This is a genomic window from Aquitalea magnusonii, from assembly GCF_002217795.2.
Lineage (GTDB): Bacteria > Pseudomonadota > Gammaproteobacteria > Burkholderiales > Chromobacteriaceae > Aquitalea > Aquitalea magnusonii_B.
Genome location: NZ_AP018823.1, coordinates 2,728,133 through 2,749,610, shown reverse-complemented (window position 1 = coordinate 2,749,610; position 21,478 = coordinate 2,728,133). Strand labels below are relative to the sequence as shown.

The 21,478-nt window shown below is 62.8% G+C and carries 19 protein-coding genes; 8 read left to right on the top strand and 11 right to left on the bottom strand.

Going from position 1 to position 21,478, the window contains the following annotated elements; genetic code table 11:
• Window positions 1-14 precede the first annotated feature (14 nt).
• From mltB to recR, 5 genes are all read left to right on the top strand, one after another.
• Window positions 15-1,067: a lytic murein transglycosylase B gene (gene mltB, locus DLM_RS13025; RefSeq protein ID WP_089085969.1), complete on the top strand. Its 1,053-nt coding sequence runs from the start codon at window positions 15-17 to the stop codon at window positions 1,065-1,067.
• Window positions 1,068-1,141: 74 nt separating this feature from the next.
• Window positions 1,142-3,103 (top strand): DNA polymerase III subunit gamma/tau, encoded by a 1,962-nt coding sequence (dnaX, locus tag DLM_RS13020; RefSeq protein ID WP_089085970.1) that lies wholly within the window; start codon window positions 1,142-1,144, stop codon window positions 3,101-3,103.
• Between the two features lies 1 nt (window position 3,104).
• On the top strand, window positions 3,105-3,443 hold the full coding sequence (locus DLM_RS13015) for a YbaB/EbfC family nucleoid-associated protein (protein ID WP_045846077.1): 339 nt from the start codon (window positions 3,105-3,107) through the stop codon (window positions 3,441-3,443).
• A 174-nt stretch (window positions 3,444-3,617) separates the two neighbouring features.
• Entirely contained in the window at window positions 3,618-4,022 is a 405-nt protein-coding gene (locus DLM_RS13010; protein ID WP_089085971.1) for a GFA family protein, read from the top strand.
• Between the two features lie 45 nt (window positions 4,023-4,067).
• Entirely contained in the window at window positions 4,068-4,697 is a 630-nt protein-coding gene (recR, locus tag DLM_RS13005; protein ID WP_089085972.1) for a recombination mediator RecR, read from the top strand.
• A gap of 18 nt (window positions 4,698-4,715) precedes the next feature.
• Here recR and DLM_RS13000 read toward each other — a convergent pair whose 3' ends face one another.
• The 7 genes from DLM_RS13000 to DLM_RS12970 all read right to left on the bottom strand — a co-directional run bounded on the left by DLM_RS13000 (window position 4,716) and on the right by DLM_RS12970 (window position 14,414).
• Entirely contained in the window at window positions 4,716-6,095 is a 1,380-nt protein-coding gene (locus DLM_RS13000) for a PLP-dependent aminotransferase family protein (protein ID WP_167467105.1), read from the bottom strand.
• Window positions 6,096-6,121: 26 nt separating this feature from the next.
• Window positions 6,122-7,462, bottom strand: a complete 1,341-nt coding sequence (gene ccoG / locus DLM_RS12995; protein ID WP_089085974.1) for a cytochrome c oxidase accessory protein CcoG — start codon at window positions 7,460-7,462, stop codon at window positions 6,122-6,124.
• 277 nt (window positions 7,463-7,739) lie between these two features.
• A complete protein-coding gene (locus tag DLM_RS12990) occupies window positions 7,740-8,369 on the bottom strand; it encodes a MarC family protein (RefSeq protein WP_089085975.1) in 630 nt (209 codons plus the stop codon).
• A gap of 124 nt (window positions 8,370-8,493) precedes the next feature.
• Window positions 8,494-10,410: a heavy metal translocating P-type ATPase gene (locus DLM_RS12985; protein ID WP_197715403.1), complete on the bottom strand. Its 1,917-nt coding sequence runs from the start codon at window positions 10,408-10,410 to the stop codon at window positions 8,494-8,496.
• The gene (locus tag DLM_RS12980; RefSeq protein WP_089085977.1) at window positions 10,407-11,450 is read right to left on the bottom strand and encodes an SPFH domain-containing protein; all 1,044 of its coding nucleotides are present in this window, start codon (window positions 11,448-11,450) and stop codon (window positions 10,407-10,409) included. The genes DLM_RS12985 and DLM_RS12980 overlap by 4 nt, the downstream gene beginning before the upstream one ends.
• A complete protein-coding gene (locus DLM_RS12975) occupies window positions 11,447-12,424 on the bottom strand; it encodes an SPFH domain-containing protein (RefSeq protein WP_197715402.1) in 978 nt (325 codons plus the stop codon). Before DLM_RS12975 ends, DLM_RS12980 begins: the two co-directional genes overlap by 4 nt.
• 10 nt (window positions 12,425-12,434) lie before the next feature.
• A complete protein-coding gene (locus DLM_RS12970; protein ID WP_089085979.1) occupies window positions 12,435-14,414 on the bottom strand; it encodes an SPFH domain-containing protein in 1,980 nt (659 codons plus the stop codon).
• Window positions 14,415-14,505: 91 nt separating this feature from the next.
• Between DLM_RS12970 and DLM_RS12965 the strand changes: the two genes are divergently transcribed.
• A complete protein-coding gene (locus DLM_RS12965) occupies window positions 14,506-14,742 on the top strand; it encodes a hypothetical protein (RefSeq protein ID WP_089085980.1) in 237 nt (78 codons plus the stop codon).
• Between the two features lie 4 nt (window positions 14,743-14,746).
• Here the strand turns inward: DLM_RS12965 and dapE are convergent, their stop codons facing one another.
• The 4 genes from dapE to DLM_RS12945 all read right to left on the bottom strand — a co-directional run bounded on the left by dapE (window position 14,747) and on the right by DLM_RS12945 (window position 19,211).
• Complete coding sequence (gene dapE, locus DLM_RS12960) at window positions 14,747-15,877, bottom strand: succinyl-diaminopimelate desuccinylase (protein ID WP_089085981.1); 1,131 nt, start codon at window positions 15,875-15,877, stop codon at window positions 14,747-14,749.
• A complete protein-coding gene (locus DLM_RS12955; RefSeq protein ID WP_089085982.1) occupies window positions 15,874-16,224 on the bottom strand; it encodes an ArsC family reductase in 351 nt (116 codons plus the stop codon). The genes dapE and DLM_RS12955 overlap by 4 nt, the downstream gene beginning before the upstream one ends.
• 13 nt (window positions 16,225-16,237) lie before the next feature.
• Complete coding sequence (locus DLM_RS12950; RefSeq protein WP_089085983.1) at window positions 16,238-17,395, bottom strand: PilT/PilU family type 4a pilus ATPase; 1,158 nt, start codon at window positions 17,393-17,395, stop codon at window positions 16,238-16,240.
• Window positions 17,396-17,531: 136 nt separating this feature from the next.
• Complete coding sequence (locus DLM_RS12945) at window positions 17,532-19,211, bottom strand: long-chain-fatty-acid--CoA ligase (RefSeq protein ID WP_089085984.1); 1,680 nt, start codon at window positions 19,209-19,211, stop codon at window positions 17,532-17,534.
• A gap of 308 nt (window positions 19,212-19,519) precedes the next feature.
• On the opposite strand from DLM_RS12945, the gene rimP reads away from it, so the two are divergent.
• Both rimP and nusA read left to right on the top strand, forming a co-directional pair.
• A complete protein-coding gene (gene rimP, locus DLM_RS12940) occupies window positions 19,520-19,948 on the top strand; it encodes a ribosome maturation factor RimP (RefSeq protein ID WP_089085985.1) in 429 nt (142 codons plus the stop codon).
• Between the two features lie 51 nt (window positions 19,949-19,999).
• Entirely contained in the window at window positions 20,000-21,478 is a 1,479-nt protein-coding gene (gene nusA / locus DLM_RS12935; RefSeq protein ID WP_089085986.1) for a transcription termination factor NusA, read from the top strand.

Below are 21,478 nucleotides of genomic sequence, written 5' to 3'. Positions count from 1 at the left end.
ATACGGAATACCTGATGAAACGATTGTTGATGGCGGCTGCCCTTGCTGGCGGCATGATCTCCTCCCTGGCGCAAGCCGATGCCGCACTGCTGGCGCGGCCCGATGTGCAGCGCTATATCGATGAGCAGGTAGCCAGCGGCGTATTCAACCGCCCCGAATTGGAAGCCGTGTTTGCCAATGTGGAACTCAAGCCCAACATCATTGCCATTCTGGACAAGCCGGCCACCTCGCGGCCCTGGTATCAGTTTCGCGGCAGCTTTTACAACGAGCGCCTGCTGAAAAACGGCGTGGCCTTCTGGCAGCAGCATGCCGCCACCTTGCAGCGCGCCGAGCAGGTGTATGGCGTGCCGCCGGAAATGGTGGTGGCCATTCTGGGCATTGAAACCAATTACGGCCGCAATACCGGCAGCTTCCGCCTGGCCGACGCGCTGACCACCATCGCCTTCAACTACCCGCGCCGCGCCGAATACTTCCGCGGCGAGCTGACCGAATTCCTCAAGTTGTCCAAGGAAGAGGGCATCGACCCGCTGACGCTCAAAGGCTCTTACGCCGGGGCGATGGGTCTGCCGCAATTCATGCCGTCCAGCTTCCGCAAATGGGCGGTGGATTTTGACGGCAGCGGCCACCGCGATATCTGGAATAACGTCGACGATGCCATCGGCAGCGTGGCGCATTACTTCCAGCTGCAAGGCTGGCGCCATGGTGACGACATCATCATTCCGGCAGCAGTGCAGCCGGGGGTGGATGTCAGCGGCCTGGTGGCCGACAAGTTCAACCTGCATCTGACGGTGGGTGAACTCAAGGCGCGCGGCATCCTGCCGCAGGCCCAGGTGGCGGACAACGTACAGGCCGTGCTGGTGCCGCTGGAAACCGCGCCGGGGGTGACGGAATACTGGCTGGGGCTGAATAATTTCTACGTGATCACCCGCTATAACAAGAGCACTCTGTATGCCAAGGTGGCGCAGGAGCTGGCTGGCGAGCTGCGCCTGCGTTACCTGAATGCCCAGGCCCTGCAATCCGCCCAGCCTGCCGCCGCCCAGCCCGAAGCGTCGACCCCGGCCCTGTAAGGCCAACCAGGCTGGCGGGTGCTCCTGTCAAAAGGAGTCGCCTTGCCGGCCGATTGCCATTAAAATCCGCCCCCATGAGCTATCAAGTCCTTGCCCGCAAGTGGCGTCCCAAGCGCTTTGCCGACCTGGTCGGCCAGGAGCACGTGGTGCGCGCCCTCTCCAATGCCCTGAAAGAAGAGCGGCTGCATCACGCCTATCTGCTGACCGGCACCCGCGGGGTGGGCAAGACCACCATCGCACGCATTCTGGCCAAGAGCCTGAACTGTGAGACCGGCACCACCGCCGAGCCTTGCGGTGAATGTTCTGCCTGTCGCCAGATCGACGCAGGCCGCTTTGTCGACCTGCTGGAAATCGACGCCGCTTCCAATACCGGCATCGACAATATCCGCGAAGTGCTGGAAAACGCGCAGTACGCGCCCACCTCCGGCCGCTTCAAGGTGTACATCATCGACGAAGTGCACATGCTGTCCAAGAGTGCCTTCAATGCCATGCTCAAGACGCTGGAAGAGCCGCCGGCCCACGTCAAGTTCATCCTGGCCACTACCGATCCGCAAAAAGTGCCGGTCACGGTGCTGTCGCGCTGCCTGCAGTTTTCGCTGCGCAATATGACGCCACAACAGGTGGCAGGCCATCTGGCCCATGTGCTGCAAGTGGAAAACGTGCCGCATGAAAGCGCCGCGCTGGCGCTGCTGGGCCGTGCCGCTGCCGGTTCCATGCGCGATGCGCTGTCGCTGCTGGATCAGGCCATTGCCTATGGCATGGGTGACGTCCGCGAAGACGGCGTGCGCGCCATGCTGGGCGCGGTGGACCGTCGCTACCTGTTTGTGTTGCTGGATGCGCTGGCATCCGGTGATGGCCCGCGCCTGATGGCCGAAGCCGAACAATTGGCCCAGCGTGGCATCGGCTTTGACAGTGTGCTGGCCGAAATGGCCGTGCTATTGCAGCAACTGGCCATGGCACAGACCGTGCCCACGGCGATTGCCGACGACGAACCGGAGCGCGAGGCATTGTTTGCGCTGGCCAGCCTGATTGCGCCGCAAGACGTGCAGCTGTACTACCAGATTGCCATTCATGGCCGCAAGGATCTGGCGCTGGCCCCGGACGAGCATGCCGGTTTCAGCATGACGCTGTTGCGCATGCTGGCCTTCCATCCACTCAATACCCCGGCTGATAGTGTGGCTGCGCCGCGCAGCAGCGGGCTTGCTGCAGCCGGCCATCGTCCAGTTCCGGCGGCTCCGGCAGCATCGCCAGCCGCCACGGCAGCCGAGCCGGCGGGGGATGGTTCCGCCGCTGCCCGCGCCTTGCTGGCGGGCCTGGCCAATCGCAAACCGGCCAGCCGTCCGGCCGAGCAGCAGGCTTCCCCGGCGGCCGACGCCGACCCGGAGCCTGCGCCACGGCCTGAGCCTGTCGCACCGCCACAAGCGCCGGTGGAGGCGGTTGCCAAGCCGCCAGTAGCGCCGCTTGTCGTGCAGACCGCCGCTGCATCCGCTCCGGCGGAAGAGACGCCTGAAGCTGAAGATCAGGCCAGTGAGCAAGACAGCGAACTGGAAACCGCTGCGCCTTGGGATGAGGGCGACGAAGACGATGCCTTGCCTGCCTATGCGATGGCCGAAGAGGCCGAGCTGGCGGAAACGGTGGCCTATCAGTTTGATGGTGACTGGAGTGCGCTGGTGGGCTTGCTGGGTACCCGTCTGGGTGCCGCCCGCATGCTGGCACACAATGCCGTACTGAAAAACTGGAGCCAGTCGCGACTGGAACTGGCCGTACCGGACAGCTTCCGTCACATGGCCACCCGCGACTATCAGGAAAAACTCAAGGCTGCGCTGACCGAGCAATTCGGTCAGCCGGTCGAACTGGTGGTGACAATCGAGGAACTGGGGCTGGAAACACCGGCCATGCAGGGTGCCCGTCATCGTCAGGAACAACTGGCCCAGGCCCGACAATGCCTGGAAAACGATCCGGTCATCCAGCAACTGGTGCGCGAAATGGGCGCCACGCTGGTGGCGGAAACGATTCAACCTTTGCAGGAGTTGTGACATGTTCGGTAAAAACGGTATCGCTGGTCTGATGAAGCAAGCCCAGCAAATGCAGGAAAACATGAAGAAGGCCCAGGAAGAACTGGCCACCGTGGAAGTGGAAGGCCAGTCCGGTGCCGGTCTGGTGAAAATCGTCATGACATGTGCGCACGATGTGAAGCGCGTGTCCATCGACGACAGCCTGCTGGACGATGCCAAGGAAGACAAGGAAATGCTGGAAGACCTGATTGCCGCCGCCGTCAACGACGCGGTACGCAAGGTGGAAGCCACTTCCCAGGAAAAAATGTCCGGCTTTACCAACGGCCTGAACTTGCCGGCCGGCATGAAACTGCCGTTCTAAGACCCGCTCACAAAACCCCCGATTCTGCGTTGCGCCGACTTGCCGTACTCACTGTACTGTCTGCGTCGGCGCGCCTTGACTCGGGTGCTCTACGAGCTTTTGTTAGCGGCTCCAAGCCCCTTGCAACTGGCGGGGCCCGCCAATGATTGACAGCCTGTGGGAGTGGGAGCCGGCATGGAGCAGGTATTGCAGGGGCGTTGTCTGTGCGGGGCGGTGCGCTATCAATGCCATGGCCGCCCCTTGAGCGTGACTTACTGTTACTGCAAGACCTGCCAGCAGGCCAGCGGCGCACCGGTGTACCTGGGAGCGCTGTACCCCGCCGGTGCCGTGCGCTGGCAAGGCAGCACCACCGCTTACCGCTCCTCGGCGCTGGGTCTGCGGCATTTTTGCGGGCAGTGCGGTTCCACCCTGTTTTATGAATGCACCGATGGCAGTGGGCGGGTGGAAATCACCGTTCCCACGCTGGAAACGCCAGCGGTATTGCGGCCTGACTGTCATGAATGGACGTCCAGTGCCATTCCCTGGTTTCACCTGGACGATGACCTGCCGCGTTACCCGCAGGGCGCGCCGGACGACTGATGCCTTGCCTGTTCCCCTTTGCCAAACCCGTATTCCGGATTGCCGATGAAAAACCCACCCGCGCTTGAACAACTGATTGCTGCCCTGAAAGTGCTGCCCGGTGTCGGCCCCAAAACCGCCCAGCGCATGGCTTTCCATTTGCTGCAACGGGACAAGACCGGGGCGGACAAGCTGGCACGGGCGCTGGATCGGGCGCTGAACCATCTCACCCATTGCGAACGCTGCAATACCTTCAGCGAAACCCCGCTGTGCAGCATCTGTGCCGACCCGGAGCGCAGGCCAGACCAGCTGTGCGTGGTGGAAATGCCGGCCGACCTGATGACGCTGGAGCAGGCCAAATGCTATCAGGGCCTGTATTTCGTGCTGATGGGGCGTATTTCGCCGCTGGACAATATCGGCCCCAAGGAAGTGAATCTGGACAAGCTGATGGTGCGGGCGCTGGACGAGGTGGTGGAGGAGGTGGTGATTGCCACCAATTTTACTGCCGAGGGCGAAGTCACCGCCCACATGATTGCCGAGCTGCTCAAGGGCCGCGGCCCCAAGGTGTCGCGCATTGCGCGCGGACTGCCGGTGGGCGGCGAGCTGGAATATGTCGACCTGAGCACACTGGCGCAGGCGGTGTACGAACGCAAATCGCTGACCGCCCAGTCCGACCCGTCCACGCCGCCGGGCTGAGCGTCAGGGCGGGCGCTGTCACTCCATGGCTTGCCGCAGCAGTGCGCCTAACAGGGCAACGCCCTCGCGCTGGTGTAGCGGGTCGAAAAAGCTGAAGTTCAGCCGCAAGGCATTGGCCGCTACCGGGTGCGGGTAGAACAGCGTGGCCGGCGCATAATGTATGCCCTGTTCGATGGCCAGCGGCAGCAAGGCCGCACAGTCCAGCCCTTCGGGCAACACCACCCACTGGAAATAGCCGCCCTCGGCGCGCAGCAAGCGGCTGCCCGCCGGAAAACTCTCCATGATTTGCTGCACCATGGCATCGCGCCGCTGCCGCAGGCTGGCGCGCAGCCGGGTCAGCATGTCGCCGTGCTGGCCGGTGGCCAGCAGCCGTGCCAGCGCCATCTGGCTGGGCAGGGGGGTGCCCAGCGAGCTGCACAGCTTCAGTCCGCGCACGGTATCGCTCAGTCGCCCGGCAGCAATCCAGCCTACCCGATAGCCCGGTGCCAGCGATTTGCTGAAGGAAGAACAGTGCAACACCGTACCGCTGCGATCAAAAGCCTTGAGCGGGCTGGCCCCCTGCTTGCCGAAGTACAGTTCGCGGTAGGTGTCGTCCTCGATGATGCATACCCGGTATTGCTCGGCCAGCGCCACCAGCGCGCGCTTTTGCGCCTCCGGCATGACAAGGCCGGTGGGGTGCTGGAAGTTGGCCATCAGCACGATGCCGGCCGGGCGTTGCTCGTGCAGCGTTTCTTCCACTGCGGCCAGGTCCAGGCTGCCTTGCTCGGACAATGCTGCCGGCAGGATGGCAATGCCCAGATGGCGTAGTTGTTCCAGCGCCGCCGGGAAGGCTGGCGTCACCACTACCATGCTCTGGCTGCCGGAGGCACTGACCGCCGCGCGCATGGCCAGGGTGAGTGCTTCCATGCCACCGCAGGTAATCAGCAGCTCGTCCCCCGCCAGCGCAATGCCCTGACTCAGATAATGCAGGCCCAGTTCGCGGCGCAGGCCGTCAAAGCCCTCCAGCGGTGTGCTGGACAGGGCGTCGCGGTAATCCTGCAAGGCGCGGCCCAGCGCCCGGTTCATCGGTGTGGTGTTGATCAGCGCCGGATTGATGAAGGGGCAGCCCCAGGGCATGGGCAGGGCGGTGGTCAGGTGTTCCATGCGCAGGGTTTGCGGCGCGGCGGTTTCGGCTGGTGCCGCGCGCGTTGCCGGTGGACACACGCGGAAGCCGGAGCGCGGCAGCGCCTGCAGCAAGCCCTGCCGCTCCAGCTCGGCATAAGCGCGCTGGGCGGTGGTCAGGCTGACGGCATGGTCCTGGCATAGCTGGCGCAAGGAGGGCATGCGGTCACCGGCGCGCAGTTGGCCCTGCTCGATGGCGTGGCGGAACAACTGCGCCAGTTGCTGGGTTTTGCTCATGGACTGATTACTCGCGGTTGGGGCGCTCATTCGCCGATAAAGCTGCTTTTTTCCTGCAGCAGATGACCCGGCTGCTCCAGCGAACGAATGACAAAACGGATGTCATTGGCCCCGCGTGCTGCATGTTGCGGCTCCACCTGCACCCGCACACCGATGGTTTCGGTGGCGGTGGCGGCCAGGCTGACTGTCGGCGTGGCCGCTACCAGCCGGATGCCGGGCAGGCCTTCCACGCTGATGGCCAGGCGCTGGGCGGATTCGCTGCTGTTGATCAGCCGCACACTATAGCTGTTTTCCAGCCAGCCATCGTCGGTTTCCCGCACCAGGCTGGCGCGGTCGCGCAGGATGTCGGCCTTGAACGGCAGGCGCTGGGTAAAGCTGAACACTGACAGGCCGATGATGCCCAGCAGCAGGCTGCTGTAAAACAGCACGCGTGGGCGCTGCCATGCCGGTTTGCCCTTGCTCTTGCCTTCCAGTGCGGCCTCGCTGGTGTAGCGGATCAGCCCGCGCGGAGCGTGCAGCTGGTCCATCACCTGGTCGCAGGCGTCGATGCAGGCCGCGCAGCCGATGCATTCGTATTGCAGGCCGTTGCGGATGTCGATGCCGGTAGGGCAGACCTGCACGCAGATGCCGCAGTCGATGCAGCCGCCGGCGGATTTGTCGGCCTGTTTGCCGCGTGGTTCACCACGGCGGGCATTGTAGGAAATGATCAGCGTGTCACGGTCGAACATCGCACCCTGGAAACGGGCATAGGGGCACATGTGGCTGCACACTTTTTCCCGTAACAGCGCGGCCAGCAGATAGGTGAAGGCCGCGTAGAACAGGATCCAGAACACCTCCCACGGCCCGGCCTGGCCCTGCCACAGATTGCTTGCCAACTCGCCTGCCGGGGCAAAGTAGGCCACCAGCGAAAAGCCGGTCCACAGCGAAAACAGCAGCATCAGGCTGTGGGCCAGCCCCTTTTTCAGCAGCTTGCCGGCGCTGTTGGGGGCGGCATCCAGCTTGCGTCTGGCCTTGTGGTCGCCCAGCACCAGCCGCTCTATCCACAGCATGATCTGGGTGTACACCGTTTGCGGACAGGAATAACCGCACCACAGCCGCCCGGCCAGCGTGGTCCACCAGAACAGGCCCAGTGCGCTGACCACCAGCAGGGCGGCCAGATAGACAAAGTCCTCCGGCCAGAAGCTGGCACCGAATACGAAGAACTGGTGGCGTTCCAGGTCAAACAGCACCGCCTGGCGATGATTCCATTGCAGCCATGGCAGGCCGAGGAAAACCAGTTGGGTGAGGATGACCAGTGCCACGCGAATGTTGTTGAAACGGCCGCTGGTCAGGCGGGGGTAAATCTTGATGGGGACGGGCTGGCTCATGCTGCGGGCTCCGGAAGGATAACCCGCTCTTTTTAGGCGCTGTCACCATGACAGACAATGCACAGATCCAAAGCTGTTTATCGGTACAGATTTTTATCTGACTTTTAAAATCAAAGGCTTACTGTTTATTGTCGCGTATTGGATGTCGGGTGGGTGAATACAGATTCGGTACAGATGTTTGCGCCAGATCAAACGGCATCCTTGGCATGCTGAATAACAGCGCATCGCGTCACAGGGGACGGGAGCCACACGGCAACAGGGTTATGGTCAGTCGCGCTTAGCGCGACAGTTGTGGAAACAGCCGGTACAAGCCATCGACGATGATCTCGACTGACACCGCCGCCAGCAGCATGCCCATCACCCGGTTGACGATATTGATGCCGGTCTGCCCCAGCAGGCGGCTGATGGGGGAGGCCAGCACCAGCGCTCCATAGCAGGTAATGGCCACCAGCAGGCTGCTGATCAGCAGATACACCACCTGCAGCCAGGAGTGGGCGGTGGAAGCATAAATGATGACGGTGGAAATGGTGCCGGGGCCGGTGAGCAGGGGGATGGCCATCGGCACCACCGCGATATTGGTTTTGGCCTCGGCCTCCGACTGCTCTTCCTTGGTGGTCTTGGTGGGGGCCGGTTGGGCATTCATCAGCGCAATGGCAATCAGCATCACCAGCAAGCCGCCGCCCACCTGAAAGGAACCGATGCTGATGCCCAGAAAGCGCAGCAGGGTTTCGCCCACCACGGCAAACACACACAGCACCACCGCCACCGCCAGCGTGGTGGTTTGGGCAATGCGCTTGCGTTCCAGCTGACTGGATGTGGGAGTCAGGCTGATGAAGATGGGAATGGCCCCCAGCGGGTTGACCAGCACCAGCAGGGCGACAAATATTTTGGCGATTTCGAGTTCCATGGTGCATCCATGCTAGGGCAAAGCCGCCGGGCTGACATTCAGCGGCGGGACACAAAGCTGCAGGCTTGCGCCAGCACTGGCGGGCAATGCATACAACATAGCCCTTGCCGCACTGCATTGCCGCTCAGCCCTTGTGCGTGACGGCGGACAAGGGCTCGTGAAAGCGCAGCAAGCGTCCGGCATTGGCCATCACCAGCAGGGTGCTCAGATTGTGCAGCACAGCCGCCAGCAGCACGCCGGCACTGCCCAGCAGGCCAAAGGCGGCCAGCAGGGTGAGTGCCACCGCCCAGCCCAGCCCCAGTACCACGTTCTGCGCCAGTACGCGGCGGCACAGGCGGCTAAGCCTGATGGCGGTGGCCAGGCGGCGCAAGTCATGGCTGATCAGCACCACATCGGCAGCGGCCACGGCAATATCGGCTGCGCTGGCTCCCATGGCCACGCCAACCGCACCGGCCTTCAGCGCCAGCGAGTCGTTGATGCCATCACCTACCACCAGCGGGCGGTAACCGGCACTGATTTCTGCCTGCACCGCCTTGAGCTTGCCCGCGGGCAGCACCTGCGCCACCACACTGTCCATGGCCAGCGCCTCGCCTACCGCTGCTGCTGCCTGCCGGTGGTCGCCGGTCAGCAGCATTTGCCGTTGCAGGCCCAGCTGGCGCAGTTGCTGCATGGCCTCGGCGGCTTCGGCGCGCGGGCTGTCGGCCAGATGGAACCAGGCCAGCAGGCGGCCATCCAGCGCCAGTCCGGTCAGCGAGGCAGTGCTGCGCGCAGGCCGTTCACCAGGCACGCCCATTTGTTGCAACAGGGCAGGGCGGCCCAGCAGCACCTGTCCCCAGTCACTGTCGGCCTGCATGCCCATGCCGGGCAGTTCCTGCACATTGCGCAAGGCGGGCGCGGCCTGGTCTGTGGCAAGAGCGGCCAGCGCGCGGCTGACCGGATGGGTGCTGCAGGCGGCCAGCCCGGCTGCCAGCCAGACTGCTTCCACCGGGCTGTCGGCCGCCAGTGTTTCTACCGACTGCACTGCCAGCTGGCCGCTGGTGAGGGTGCCGGTCTTGTCGATGACCAGCGCGTTGACATCGGCCAGCTCTTCCAGAAAAGCCGCCCCGCGGATCAGCACACCATGGCGCGCCGCCACCGCCACGCCGGCCACGGCAGTGGAGGGCGCGGCCAATACCAGCGCGCAGGGACAGGCGGCCACCAGCACGGCCAGCATGGCCTGGCTGTCGCGGCTGATGAACCAGCACAGCGCGGCAATGGCCAGCACCAGTCCCAGATAGGCCCCCGCATGGCCCTCCACCAGCCGGGTGACCGGCGGTTTGGCTTGCTCGGCCTGTTGCATCAGCGCGCTGATGCGCCCCAGCGCCGATTGTTCACCCACCTGGCTGACTTCCAGCTGCAGCAGGCCTTGCAGATTGACCGCCCCGGCATACACCTGGCTGCCGGGTACGACATCCTGCGGCAGGGCCTCGCCGGTGATGGCCGAGGTGTCCAGGCTGGATTGCCCGCTCACCACCATGCCGTCGGCCGGAATGCGCTCGCCCGGTCGTACTTCCACCCGGTCGCCGCTACGCAGCTGGCTGTTGTCCACTTCTTCCAGACTGCCGTCGGCCTGATAGCGGCGGCTGCGGCTGCTGGTAAGGCTGGCCAGCGCGCGGATGGCTTCCTGCGAACCCAGCAGGCTGCGTTCTTCCAGCACATGGCCCAGCACCATCAGGATGGGAAGCAGCGCGGCGCTGAGGGTGTTACCGCTGGCCCAGGCACCCAGCATGGCCAGTGCCACCAGCAGGTCGGTCATGCCGTGCAGGTCCGGGTGTTGCAGGCTGTGCCAGGAGGCACGCAGCAGCGGTACCGCCATCAGCAGCGCGGCGGCGCTGGTCAGCCATTGGGCGATGATCTGCCCGTCGGGAATCAGGAAGTGCCAGATGCCGGCCAGCAGCAACAGGCCGATGGCCAGCAAGGCCAGTTGCAACTGGCGGGCGCTGCGCTGTTGTTCGGCGGCATCCAGCAAGCCGTGATGGGGATGGGAACAGCACTGGCTCACGGGCGGACTCCCGGCACAATCACCCGGCCACTGCTGTCCGGGTCCATGGTGGTGACCTGGCCTGCCTTGGCCAGTACCTGCTGGATCTTGTCCTGGTAAAGCTGGCGCAGCAGGGCAGGCCCGTCCGGCTGTTGCATGCGCGGTGCCAGCGCCAGGATTTCGCTGGTTTCATTGCGGGCCTGGGCCAGCCGTTCGTCGGCACGGGCGTGGGCACTGTTCAGGATGGTGCTGACCGCAGCGCTGGCTTGCTGTTGTTGCCGGGCGGCGGCGGTCTGGGCTTGCGCCAGTTGCCGCTCGACGGTCTGGTCGGCGGTCAGTACCGCGTCAAAGGCCGCTTGTGCGGCATGCGGCAGGCTGGATGTCAGGTCGATACGGGCGACTTGCAGGCCAAGCGGCACACCACGCTGGCGCAGTTGCTGCAGGCGCTGGTTGACCGCTTGCACCAGTTCGCCACGCAGCCGCTCGCGTAGTTCGGCCTGCTGGCTGGAGGGCTGGTTGCTGCGCGTCACCAGAATGCTGTCCAGGTCGCGGCCTGCGCTCAGCTGCAAGGCGGCGGCGCTCACCAGCCGGTCCAGCGCGGGCAGGGCCTGTTCGCCCTGCCGGGCGTAGGCGGCGGCATCGTCGATGCGGTAATACACGGTGGCATTCAGCTGCACCACGCCCACATCGCCTGTCAGCAGATATCCGGAACCGGCCAGTTCGTCACCCATCTGTTGCAATGATGTCCCGGCACCATCCAGCGCCAGCGCATGGGCATTGCGGCTGAGGCCTTCTACCTGCCGTTGTTGCAGTCTTTCGGTGGCAGGCAGCCAGATGATGCTGTCGATGGGGCTGGGCCAGGCCAGCAGCAGTCCGGCACGCTGCACCCTATCCACGGCGCCAAAGTGCAGCACCACCGCCTGGCTGTCGGCAGGAACGGGCCTGACATGGGCAGTCAACCAGCCAAGGCCAGCCAGCAGGGTGATGGCCAGCAGCAGGCGATAACCCAGGCGCAGCGACTGGGCCAGTGCGCTGGCGGGCAGTGGTGCGGTCGCCATCATTTGCCCTTTGCGCTCTTGCCTGCGGCCAGCCCCGGCGGGCCATCCACCAGCGCACGGAACGGGGCGGCATCGGTACGCAATATCAGGTGGGTGCCGGAGCCCACCACGCCGTTGAGGGTGTCCAGCGAACGCAGGGTCTTGTACAGCTCGGGTGCCTGCTGCCAGGCATCGGCGTAAATCCGCGCTGCCTGCACGCGCGAACCAGCTTCGATTTCGGCAGCGGCCACACTGGCATCGGCTTGCTGGATACGGGCATCGCGTGCGGCATTGGCTCGGATGGCGGCGGCCTGTTCATTGCCGCTGGCAGTGCGTTCGGCGGCGATGGTGTCGCGTTCGGCCCGCATGCGCGCCACGGTGGCATCCAGCGTGACGGCGGGCAGGGTCAGGCGCTCCAGCCCGACATCCACCACGCGCACGCCGTAACTTTCCAGCAATTGCGGTGCCAGTTGCTGGCGCAGTTGTTGTTCCAACTGGCTGATGCGCAACTGGCTGCGGTCGGTATTCACCAGATTGCCCAGGGCAAAGCGGCTGCTGCCGGTTTCCATGGCCGAGCCGGCAAAGGTGGCAATCTGCCGTGCCGCTTCATCCGGCTGGTTTTGTACCGCGCGCAAAAAACGGGTGATATGGCTGCTGTCGGCCGGAACCTGCCAGGCGACATAGCTTTGCATGATCACCCGCAGGCCGTCGCGCGTGCCAACATCTTGCAGGCCGCTGGAGGTGGTGCGCAGGCGCAGGTCCACCGGGACCACGGTTTCCAGCGGTGGCGGCAGACGCCAGGCCAGCCCCGGTTGCAGCAATACCCGCACCGGTGCGCCAAAGCGGGTAATCACCAGGGCTTCGCCCGAATGCACTTGCAACATGCAGGCGGACAGGCCGGCCAGCAGCAAAACGCCAAGCGCGGCGGCGGTTTTCCAGTGTCGCCAGCCGCTGCTCGGGCTGTCGCTCGCGGGAGGGTGGTGGTGAAACAGCGCCAAATCAGGCTCCTCAGGGATGCTTTCCCGCTGTGGCGGGGGGCGGTGTGGTGGCAATGGGCGCGCCATGCAGATCGATGGCGGGCAGGCCGGGATTGTTGGCGGCCGGGCGCAGGTCAATGGTGGGCAGGGCGCTGGCCGGAATGCGATGGTCGATGATGATGGGCTGAGCCTGATGCAGGCCTTGCTTCAGTGCATGCAGATAGCGCTCCAGCAGGAAGGACTGCCCGCCAAGGCTGGCGGCCTGACGGTCGGCCTGAAAGGCAATGGCATCCACCTTGCTGCGCGCCACCCGCTCGGCGGCGCTGGCGCTGGCATCGCGTGCCGCCTGTACGGCAGCCTGAATGGCCGCACTATGGCTGCGTACGGCCTGGGCGCGTTCCGCGGCCACACGGGCCTGCGCCAGAATGGCCGCAGCCTGCACGCCGTGATAGGCATTGGCCGCTGCCGCAGGCGGGTGAATGGCCTGGATTACCACGGCCAGCAGTTCCAGCCCGCTACCCGAGCGGTTCAGCGCCTGCTGGATTTGCTGTTGCAACTGGCGCGAGGTATCGGCCAGGGCCTCGCCCAGCAGCTTGTCCAACTGCTGCCCGGCAAAGTAATGCAGCATGGCGCGGTCCGCCACCGCATGCAGCAGGGCGGTGGGGTCGGCCTGCTGGTAGAGCGCCAGGGCGTCGGCATCGCGCAGCCCCTGGCGGTAAACCAGCCGCACATCCAGGCCTACCAGTTGGGTGCTCTGGCGCTCGCCTTGCTGGCTGGCAATCAGTTGGGTGGTTTCGGCGGCATGGTTGCCGTCCCACAAATGATTGTTGTCAGTCGGGGTGGCCGTGCTGTCCGGGCTTTGCCAGCGTCCCTGGCTATCCTGTTGCAGGCCGCTGGCCAGTTGATGCACCACGCCATACTCCACCCGGCGCACCTTGCCGAACGGCCATGGCAAACCCAGATGCCAGCCCGCCTGCCATACCGCCACCGGCTGGCCGAAGCGTTCGTACACACCGCGCTGATCACTATTGATGGTGTTGACGCTGCTCAGCAGCCAGCCACCCAGCAGCAGGGCCAGGGCAAACGGCCGCATGGCGCGGCCCAGGTATTGCAAGGCCCAGCTTTGGCGCAGCTCCAGTCCCAGCCCCTGTTGCAGCCGGCTACGCCAGTTGCGCACACCATCTTGCCCCAGCAGGCTGGCCAGCAGGCTGTTGCAAGGCAGGGCGGGAGGCTGCTGGCGCTGGTAAGGCTGCAAGATTTGCCACAGCGCACGCCAGCCCAGCTCGATTGCCAGCAGTGCCATCACCAGCGCCCCGGCCTGTAGCGGGCGCAGCAGCCAGTCCAGCCCCAGCAGCAGGCCGGCAGCGGCCAGCGCGGGCAGCAGCATGGACAACAGGACGGCGCGCAAGATGGCTTGCAGCCGTGCTGCTTCCGGCCAGTGCGCTCCATCCTGCAAGGCCAGGCTGCGTTCCAGCAGCAGCACGGCAAAACTCACACCCAGGCCAAAAAGCATGGCAGCCAACAGGCCATCCGGCTTGGGCGGGCTGTCGGGTGCGGCCTGCAATACCAGCAGGCTGATCAGCAGGGTCAGCAGGCTGGCGCTGGCTTGTTGCAGTACTGCCCAGCCGGTGCGGCGGCCAATCAGCCGTCGCAGGCGTGGCCACAGCAGCCAGCGGCGCAGGCTGTATTTGCCCGCGGTGGCGTGGGGGCGGGCTGTATTGTTGGCTGGCCTGGATTTGCCTGGCAGAACAAAGGGGAATAAGGGCAGCGCGGCCAAGGCCTGCCGTTTGCGGCGCCAGCCGGCCAGATTGCTACTGCCGTACAGCGCGCCAGTCAGTTGCCACAGGCTGGCCGACAGCGACAGGCATAGCAGGCGCGCCGTTCCGCCAGAGAGCAGCAGCCCCGCCAGCAGGCAGGCCGCCGCCAGCAGCAAGGCAGGCAGGGCGCAGCGCCGGTAGAGCAATTCCTGCCGGGTGGCAGCATCAGCAAGTGCAGAGGGGGAGGTCTTCATATTCCTGAGACGAGGTCAGGCAGCGCCAGCGCAGCTTGCCGACAATGCTACACTGCCTGCATCGCCGGATTGTCACGGGAGCAGGCAAAGCATGGATCATACACCTTACCTTGGCATGGCGTGTTGCGGCCTGATGGCAGCGGCACAGGCAGGCCAGCCAGCGGCAGAACCACCACCGGCGGTGCCGGCCTTGCAGCAGCCGGCCCCTGCCAACAGCAGCTATCAATGCCTGAACCCGGCGCAGCAGTTGCACGCCATGCTGGCCCGCTACGCCCTCAAGTGTGGCGATGCGGCCTGCCCGCTGTGCAATCCGCCTGCTGCGCCGTGAGGGCTCAGGCCAGTAACAGCTTTTCCAGGGTGCGCTGGTAAATTTCGGCCAGCGGTTCCAGATGCGCCACTTCCACGCATTCGTTCAGTTTGTGGATGGTGGCGTTGACCGGGCCAAACTCCACCAGCTCGCGCGCAATGCGCTTGATGAAGCGGCCATCGGAGGTGCCGCCGGTGGTGGACAGTTCGGCGCTATGGCCGGTGACCTGATAGATGGCTTCGCCCAGTGCATCGGTCAATGCGCCCGGTGCGGTGATGAAGGGCATGCCGGACAGGGACCAGTGCAACTCGTAACCCAGGCCGTGCTTGTCCAGAATGGCATGCACCCGGTCTTTCAGTGATTCCACCGAGCTTTCCGGGCTGAAGCGGAAGTTGAAGCGGATTTCACACAGGCCGGGAATGATGTTGACCGCACCGGTACCGGCGTGGATGTTGGACACCTGCCAACTGGTAGGCGGGAAGAAGTCGTTGCCACGGTCCCATTCGGTGACAGCCAGCTCGGCCAGCGCCGGGGCCATCAGGTGGACCGGGTTCTTGGCCAGGTGCGGGTAGGCGATATGGCCCTGGATGCCATGAATCACCAGGCGACCGGACAGCGAACCACGGCGACCGTTCTTGATGGTGTCGCCCAGTTGCTGGTCGGAAGTGGGTTCACCGACAATGCAGTAGTCAATCAGCTCGCCACGCGCTTCCAGCGTATCCACCACCTTGACCGAGCCATCCACCGCCACGCCTTCTTCGTCCGAGGTCAACAGCAGGGCAATGCTGCCGGGGTGATCCGGGTGAGCGGCGACAAAGGCTTCAATGGCGGTGATGAAGGCGGCCAGCGAGGCTTTCATGTCGGCCGCGCCACGCCCGTACAGCAGGCCGTTGCGCTGACGCGGTTCAAACGGCGGACTGTCCCATTGCTCCACCGGGCCGCTGGGCACCACGTCGGTATGGCCGGCAAAGCACAGCAGCGGCCCGCTCGTGCCACGCCGCGCCCACAGATTGTCCACTTCGCCAAAGCGCATCGGTTCGATGACAAAACCCAGTGCCTGCAGGCGTTCGGCCAGCAGTTGCTGGCAGCCGGCATCGTACGGGGTGACGGAATCGCGGCGGATCAGCTCGCAGGTCAGCTCCAGCGTCTTGCTCATGCGGCAAACTCCTCGGCCCATTGGGCTTCGTTGAAACCCACGCTGAGCTTGCCCGGACGTTCCAGCACCGGACGCTTGATGATGGAGGGCTGCGCCTGCAACACGGCAATCGCGCCTTCAGCCGTGGCGGCCTGGGCTTTCAGTTCGTCGGACAGGCCGCGCCAGGTGGTACCCTGGCGGTTGATCAGCTTGTCCAGGCCGATTTCGGCAATCCAGGCTTGCAACTGGGCTTCGGTCACGCCCTGTTTCTTGAAGTCGTGGAAGGCAAAGTCGATGTGATGATCGGTCAGCCACTGGCGGGCTTTTTTGACCGTATTGCAATTGGGAATGCCGTAGAGGGTAATCATGTTGTGTGCTTGCTTATAAATCCAGGGTGAATCCGTCAAAGCTGGTGGCAGTCTTGTCGGGGTCTTGCTTGCTCTGTGGTGGGGTGGTAATCGGTTTGGTTTCTGTCTGTTTGCTTTGGGCGTGGTTGATCAGCCAGTACAGGTTGGTGGGCGAGTCGGCATTTTTCAAGGCATCGTCCAGCAGGATGCGGTCTTGCTGATACAGGCGGAACAGCGACTGCTCGAAGGTTTGTGCGCCTTCGCTCATGCTGTTTTCGATGGCTTCCTTGATCTGGTCGATCTCGCCATTGCGAATCAGCTCGGCGATATGCGGGGTGTTGATCAGGATTTCCAGGGCCGGAATCTGCTTGCCATCCTTGCTGGGTACCAGGCGCTGCGAAATCACTGCGCGCAAGGAAACCGACAAATCCATCAGCAGCGCATTGCGGCTTTCGGTGGGAAACAGGCTGATCACCCGGTTGAGCATGTGATAACTGTTGTTGGCATGCAGCGTAGACAGGCACAAATGGCCGGACTGGGCATAGTTGATGGCATGCGTCATGGTTTCGGCATCGCGGATTTCACCAATCATCAACACGTCCGGCGCTTCACGCATGGCGTTTTTCAGCGCGTTTTCGTAAGAGAAGGTATCTACGCCGATTTCGCGTTGGTTGACGATGGATTTCTGGTGGCGGTAGACAAACTCAATCGGGTCTTCCACCGTCAGGATATGGCCGGACTGGGTCTGGTTGCGATGCTCCAGCAAGGAGGCCACGGTGGAACTCTTGCCGCTGCCGGTGGCCCCCACCACGATGATCAGCCCGCGTTTTTGCTGCACCAGGCTTTGCAAGGTATCGGGCAGGTTAAGCTCGGCCAGCGACGGAATGCGCGGCCGGATGAAGCGCACCACCATGGCCACCGTGCCGCGCTGCTTGAAAATATTCACCCGGTAATTGCCCAGTCCCTCAACCAGCCGGCCAAAGTTCATCTCCAGCTCACGCTCGAAGGTGGCAATTTCGGTTTCATTCATCAGACTGTAGGCCAACTGGCGCACGATATCCGCCGACAGCGGCTTGTCGTTGATCGGCAGGGTTATGCCGTCTATCTTGATCTGCGGCGGCGCTTCCGCCGTGAAAAAGATGTCGCTGGCCTGTTTGTCGGCCATCAGCTTGAAGAATGGCAGCATCAGCATGGTTGGGTTTTCCGATACAAATCTAATGGTGGCTCTGACAGCATGCTGTCTAGTATGGCCGTATTGTGCCTGCAGTCGGCGGCAAGCAACAGTCACCATCAAAAAAGCCCGCTGACGCGGGCTGCTGGGGTGAGGCTCAGGCCTGTTTGTTTACTTCCTGATCGCGCAGGGCGCGCCGCAGGATCTTGCCGACATTGGTCTTGGGCAATTCACTGCGGAATTCCACCAGCTTGGGTACCTTGTAGCCGGTCAGGTTTTCGCGGCAGTGATGAATGATGTCTTTCTCGGTCAGGCTGTCATCCTTTTTCACCACGAATACCTTTACCACTTCGCCGGACTTGTCGTCGGGAATGCCGATGCAGGCCACCTCCAGCACGCCGGGGTGGCTGGCAATCACGTCTTCCACCTCATTGGGGTAGACATTGAAGCCGGACACCAGAATCATGTCCTTCTTGCGATCCACCAGCTTGACAAAGCCTTCCGGCGTCACCATGGCCATGTCGCCGGTGGCCAGGAAGCCGCGCGCGTCGATCGCCTTGGCGGTTTCGTCCGGGCGATTCCAGTAGCCCTTCATCACCTGTGGCCCCTTGATGCACAGCTCGCCCTGTTCGCCTTGGGGCAGGGCCTGGCCATCGGCACCGCGGATTTCAATATCGGTGGACGGAATCGGCAGGCCGATGGTGCCATTGTATGCCTTGATATCCAGCGGATTGATGCAGGCTGCCGGACTGGTTTCGGTCAGACCGTAGGCTTCGGCCAAGGTTACGCCGGTCAGTTGCTTCCATTTGTCGGCCACCGCTTTTTGCACCGCCATGCCGCCACCTAGCGCCAGCCGCCAGCTGGAGAAGTCCACGGTCTTGAAGTCAGGGTGGTTAAGCAGGGCATTGAACAGGGTGTTGACGCCGGTAATGGCCGTGACGCGGTATTTCTTGATTTCCTTGATGAAACCCGGAATATCGCGCGGGTTGGTGATCAGCACATTCAGCGCGCCCAGCTCGGTAAAGATCATCAGGTTCGCGGTGAGCGAAAAGATGTGATACAGCGGCAGGGCGGTGACGATGATTTCCTGCCCTTCGCGGGCCACCGGCTTCACCCAGGCACCGGCCTGCAGCATGTTGGCAATGATGTTGCGGTGTACCAGCATGGCACCCTTGGATACCCCGGTGGTGCCGCCGGTGTATTGCAGGAAAGCAATGTCTTCGTGCTTGATTTCCACCGGCGTAAAGCGCTGGCTTGCGCCTGCCGCCAGTGCGTCGTTGAAACGGATGTGGCCGGGGATGTTCCAGGCGGGCACCATCTTCTTGATCTTGCGCACCACAAAGTTCACCAGCAGGCGCTTGGGGAAGCCCAGCATGTCGCCAATCGAGGCGATGAGCACATGCTTCACCTTGGTGCGCTTGAGTACTTCCTCCAGCACGCCGGCAAAGTTTTCCAGGATGACGATGGTTTCCGCACCCGAATCATTCAGCTGGTGTTCCAGCTCGCGCGGGGTGTACAGCGGATTGACATTCACCACCGTGCAGCCGGCGCGCAAGGTGCCGAATACCGCTACCGGATATTGCAGCAGATTGGGCATCATCACCGCGACACGGTCCCCCTTGTGCAGCTTGAGGGTGTTTTGCAGATAGGAGGCAAACTGCTCGGTCAGCGTTTGCAGTTCACCATAGCTCAGCACCTTGTCCATATTGGCCATGGCGGGGCGGTCGCGGAACTTGTGAACGCTGCGGTCAAACACTTCGACAATCGACTGGAACTGGTTGATGTCGATCTCGTGTGCTACCCCCGGCTGGTAATTCTTTAGCCAAACCTTTTCCATATGTAGGGTTTCTCCATCGTGCTGATACGAGAGTGCCGCGCCTGCAACGTGTGCGGTGGCGAGCGTCTTCTATATAATTGTTTCTGAATTTTCGAACGGGCGTTGCGCCCCTTCCTATATACCTGAACTCCGTCAGGTTGCGGCTAATTTACAGTATGTAAAAAACTCGCGCAAAGCACAGGCTGGTGGGTGCCACCCCGGCGGATAGGGCCTTGACAGGCTTCGGTTTTCTTTTTCACGGGAATGGGTTACAATCGCGATGTTTAGGGATGGGCGTTTCGCCCATTTTTTATTTGTGGAAAGAAGCAATGGATGTTCGTTTGCTGCTGGAAAACACCCTGCCAGGTCTAGGCTATGAGCTGGTCGATTTCGAAATGACCCAGGGTGGCGGTTATCGCGTGTTTATGGACAAGCCTGGTGGCATCACGGTGGAAGACTGTGTGCAGGTTAGCAACCACCTGACCCGTCTGTTCATGGTTGAAAACGTTAATTACGAACGGCTCGAGGTTTCCTCCCCGGGGCTGGATCGTCCTCTCAAGAAAGAGGCGGACTTCGTGCGCTTTGCCGGACAGCTTGCCAAGATCAAGACACGCATGCCGGTCGAGCAGCAAAAGAAGTTTGCCGGTCGTCTTGCCGGGGTTGAAGATGGCGCGGTCAAGCTGGAAGTGGACGGCGGCCGCATCGTGGCAATTGCCCTGACCAATATCGACAAAGCCAGGCTAGAGCCTGAGTTTTGAGCGCAGGCGGGGCCTCGTGCCGCGCACAAGGACAAAAATTCGGAGGAATGCATGAGTCGCGAGATTTTGCTGCTGGTTGATGCCCTGGCAAGCGAGAAGAACGTCAGCAAGGACGTGGTTTTTTCCGCCCTTGAAATGGCGCTTGCTTCGGCAACCAAAAAGAAGTTTACCGATGACGAAATGGATGTGCGTGTCGAAATCGACCGTCACACCGGGCAATATCAAACCTTCCGTCGCTGGACGGTGGTGCAGAACGAGCTGATCGAAAACGAAAGCCGTGAAATCACCATCACCGATGCGCGTGACGATGATCCGCGCATTGAAGTAGGCGCGGTGATTGAACAGCCGATGGAAGCTGTCGAGTTTGGCCGCATCGGCGCGCAGACTGCCAAGCAGGTCATCCTGCAGCGCATCCGCGATGCCGAGCGTGAGCAGTTGCTGAATGAATTCCTGCAGCGTCGCGAACACCTGATCACCGGCACCATCAAGCGCATCGAGCGTGGCAATGCCATCATCGAATGCGGCAAGCTGGAAGCCGTACTGCCGCGCGATCAGATGATTCCGAAGGAAAACCTGCGCGTGGGCGACCGTGTCAAGGCCTTCCTGCTGCGTATCGACCGCATGGGTCGTGGCCCGCAACTGGTGCTGTCGCGTACTTCCAGCCAATTCCTGATCAAGCTGTTTGAACTGGAAGTGCCGGAAATCGAAGAAGGCCTGCTGGAAATCAAGGAAGCAGTCCGCGATGCCGGCCTGCGTGCCAAGATCGCCGTCAAGGCCAATGATGCCCGCATCGATCCGCAAGGTACCTGCATCGGCATGCGCGGCTCCCGCGTTCAGGCCGTTACCCAGGAACTGGCGGGTGAGCGCATCGACATCGTGTTGTGGGCGCCGGAGCCGGCACAGTTCGTCATCAACGCACTGTCCCCGGCAGAAGTAAACCGCATCATGATCGACGAAGACAACCACAGCATGGACGTGGTGGTCGAGGAAGACCAATTGGCTCTGGCCATTGGCCGCAGTGGCCAGAACGTGAAGCTCGCTGCCGAGCTGACCGGCTGGTACCTGAACATCATGACCGTGACCGAAGCGGAAGAGAAACACCAGGCGGAAGATGCGCAACTGCGTGACCTGTTCGTCACTCACCTGGGTGTGGACGAAGCAACGGCCACCGTGCTGGTACAGGAAGGTTTTGCCACCCTGGAAGAGGTGGCGTATGTGCCGATCGCCGAAATGCTGGAGATCGACGGTTTTGACGAGGAGCTGGTGAATGAACTGCGCAGCCGTGCACGTGACGCCATCCTCACTCAGGCCATTGCGTCCGAAGAGAAAGTCGAAGGTGTGTCCGAAGACCTGAAGGATATTGAAGGTCTGGATACCGAACTGGTTCGCAAGTTGGCCGAGAACGGCGTGTCCACGCGGGATGACCTGGCTGATCTGGCCGTCGACGATCTGGTGGACATGACCGGCATTGAAGCTGAAGCTGCACGTGCAATCATCATGAAAGCGCGCGAACACTGGTTCAACCAGTAA